Consider the following 3,332-nt stretch of genomic DNA (forward strand, 5'->3'; position numbering starts at 1 on the left):
TCTGGAGGGAACTGGAAGAAGATGAAGATTTGGTCTGGCGATCGCGCTGCGTAGGATCTGGCTTATCTCTATCATCCACAAGGGTTTCGGCATCATAGCCCCCCTTACGAAGGGGGGTTGGGGGGATAGATGCCAACATCACGGCAAAATAACTCATCAAGGTTGTTTTTCCTGAACCCGGCGCACCTAATATTACAAATTTCCGTGACTGACTTTGAGTTAATAATTCTGAGGCTAAAAATTTTCTGCCAGTAGTATTTATCAATAATTCCCTTTCCAGTTTTTCCCCACTTCCTGCTAATAATAAATCCCTTTCAAAACCTCCTCCTGTTGAGACATCTTCTACTACATCTGGCATAACAAAAATATAGGCTAATTTCTCAGACTTTTCTACTTCTTGCCCAGGTACAGAAATGCCAGCAAATTTCACATCATCAAACCAATTTGCTAACTGTTCAAAATAATTTTGTTTGGCTACTTGGAATTTGATATAAGTATCAGTTTGTTGAAAGTAAGCATTCACAAAAGTTTCTATCCAAGGTTGTAGAGATTGTTGATTTATTTGAATATTTTTTATCTGTGATTCTTGTTGAAAAATAGTAATTAAAATATCAATATCTGGCTTGCCTTGACTAATTAATGGTTTTTGTAATTCCTTCAAAACGGCAGAATGTTGAAAATATTGACTGATAAATTTATTAACTCCATTCCAACCATCTTGTTTAGCTGAATAAAATAAAAGCTGTTGCGGTAGAAGCTGATTTTCCCATTCCTTCACAGCTTTTTCTCCAGATTTAATTGCTTTTTCTATATCTGTTTTATTGAGAGATTGAGTGAAGCTTTTACTTCCTTTTTCCCAAGCAGTATCCCACAATGAATCTGCTATTTTTGATAATCCCCAACCTGCTAAACCTACTAAACCTGCTTCCATAATTTTATATATAGTAACCTGTCAATTCTATTTTATCGCACTACATCTTTTGGTATTTGACAATAAGTTTGAGTTGTAAGAAAAGTCGTGACTGTAGCAATATTTTATGAAATTAGTATAATTGGAATGATTAAAAGACTTTAAACAAATACAAGAGCGATCGCTCTACCCCACTGTTTTTTAGTAGCTCCACAGAATGCAGATTAATCATCCGTGTATCTGTGGCCAAGTCCTTGTCTAGCAGTTGCTCAAATGTAATAGTAAGTAGTTGAAGGTAATTTCAGTTATCAGTTAGTCTCTTCTCGAGGAGCTACGCTAACAGTACCTCTGCAATCAGAAGGCTTTAAATCTGGAATATTATCTTTTCTGTTGGTCGATGGTCGGTCAGGGAGGAGACCCGTTCTTGCAGACCCGCTCCCCTGTTAGCGTTTGCGGTAGCATTCCGGAACGGAAAGCTTTGCGGTAGCAAACGCCATTCCATCCTACGGGAAGATCCGAAGATCGACCGCTTTTTATCCCCTTAAAAGGGGAGGCCTCAGACCACAATTTTTCGGTAAAATTGAACAACTTATGTTTTTCCCTGATATGATACTTAATCTAAAAATCATTACCACTAAGCAACGCCAGAATTGAACTTCTGACTTCTGACTTCTGACTTCAGTAAAGTGCTAGACATCAAAACTACAGGATTCATTTGCAACTTTGCATAAATCAAGCAATACTGTTAGCCCAATTTTTAGCCCATTCCAAAGTCTGCTTAACCTGCTGCATATCCGCACCTTCACAATAAAGCCGCAAAACAGGTTCAGTACCACTAAACCGAATCAATAACCAACGACCATCAGCTAACCGCAACTTATACCCATCTATAGTCAAACAATCAACCACTTTTTGTCCGGCAACCTCCGTCAAAGGATAACTTTGTAACTGCTCCAACAAACGCGATCGCACCTCCATATTAGGCAAAGGTAAATCTATCCTGTCATAAACAGAACTAAAACCTGTTTTTTCTTGAAGTTTGCCGTAAATTGCACTTAAATCTTCACCAGACATTACCACTGCTTCTAACAAATAGAGTGCTGATAATAAAGCATCCCTTTCCGGAATATGAGTACCATAACCAATACCCCCAGACTCTTCTCCACCCACAAGCACCTGAGTTGACAACATCCGGTCGGCAATATATTTATAACCAATGGGAGTTTCAAAAATTGGCATATTATATAATTGTGCCACCTTGGGAAATAGATCCGAACCACTAATAGTCTTTACAACTTCCCCACTAAACCCATGCCTAGTTGTCAGATGTTCTATCAGAATAGGAATTAAAATTTGGGAGCTGAGAAAATTACCCTCACCATCCACAGCAGCAATGCGATCGCTATCTCCATCAAACACTAATCCAATGGATAAACTTCCCTGATTTGCTGCTCGATAACTTTTCATTTCCTTAAAAAGTTTACTCAAATAGCGAGGCAAAGGTTCAGGGGCACCACCATCAAATAAAGGGTCGCGATTACCATTAACCTCTTGAATTTCCACTCCCAGTATCTTTTGCAACCCTCCAGCAGCAGCACCGTGCATTACATCTGCAAAAACTTTTAATTTTCCCTCATTAATAGCAGACTTAATGTTGTTAATATCTACCATTTTTTGTAGAGTTTCACAATAACTAGGCCAAGGATTAAAACTTTCTATTTTGCTCCCCTGAAGCCTATCTTTTTCTACTTCAACTGTTAATAATTCTTCTATTTGTTGTGTAATTTCTGGAGGAACTGACCCACCAAAAGCACCCTTTACTTTTAACCCTAAATATTTTCCTGGATTATGACTAGCAGTCATTACGATTGCCCCAAGAGCTTGTTTTTCAAATGCTGCCCAACTAAAAGCTGGAGTAGGAGCATAAGTATCTGTTAATAGCACATCAAACCCTACATTTTGAATAGCTTCAGCAGCAACTTGGGCAAATTCTTCGGCCATAAACCTACGATCATAACCAACAATTACTGTTTTACTATTATTCGTAGAATCAGCATAATTTTTCTCTAAAATTCGCGCTGCGATTGGAGCTACTAAAGAAACCCGTTCAAAAGTAAAATCATCAGCTATAACACCGCGCCAGCCATCTGTTCCAAATTTTATTGGTTTAGCCATACCATAAATCTCTTTAATATATAGATTTGTTTGTTTAATTATAGCAATCAGGAATCAGATGTGAGAATTGAGGTATTCCTTTAAAGCATAGAATATAGTAGTTATCTTATTCTTATGTATTCGTTTCTTCCCTCCATACCTATTCCCTATTCCCTCCATACCTAAAACAAAAGTATCCAATATCTCACAACTAAAATCATATTGCTATATTTGCTTTAACTCTTAGCTTTTTCCCCTACTTTTCTAT

General features: G+C 37.7%; 1 protein-coding gene and 1 pseudogene. Both read right to left on the minus strand.

Going from position 1 to position 3,332, the window contains the following annotated elements; all coding sequences use genetic code 11:
- A pseudogene (locus tag F6K13_RS24915) lies at window positions 1-931 on the minus strand (hypothetical protein); the annotation flags it as partial.
- Window positions 932-1,642: 711 nt separating this feature from the next.
- The gene (locus F6K13_RS24920) at window positions 1,643-3,085 is read right to left on the minus strand and encodes a phosphoglucomutase/phosphomannomutase family protein (RefSeq protein WP_124147690.1); all 1,443 of its coding nucleotides are present in this window, start codon (window positions 3,083-3,085) and stop codon (window positions 1,643-1,645) included.
- Window positions 3,086-3,332 lie beyond the last annotated feature (247 nt).

The sequence above is a fragment of the Okeania sp. SIO2B9 genome (genome assembly GCF_010672505.1).
In the GTDB taxonomy this organism is placed as follows: Bacteria; Cyanobacteriota; Cyanobacteriia; order Cyanobacteriales; family Microcoleaceae; genus Okeania; species Okeania hirsuta.

Coding starts and splice junctions, on each gene's coding strand:
- F6K13_RS24920 (WP_124147690.1), bottom strand. CDS start 3,085: ATGGCTAAACCAATAAAATTTGGAACAGATGGCTGGCGCGGTGTTATA.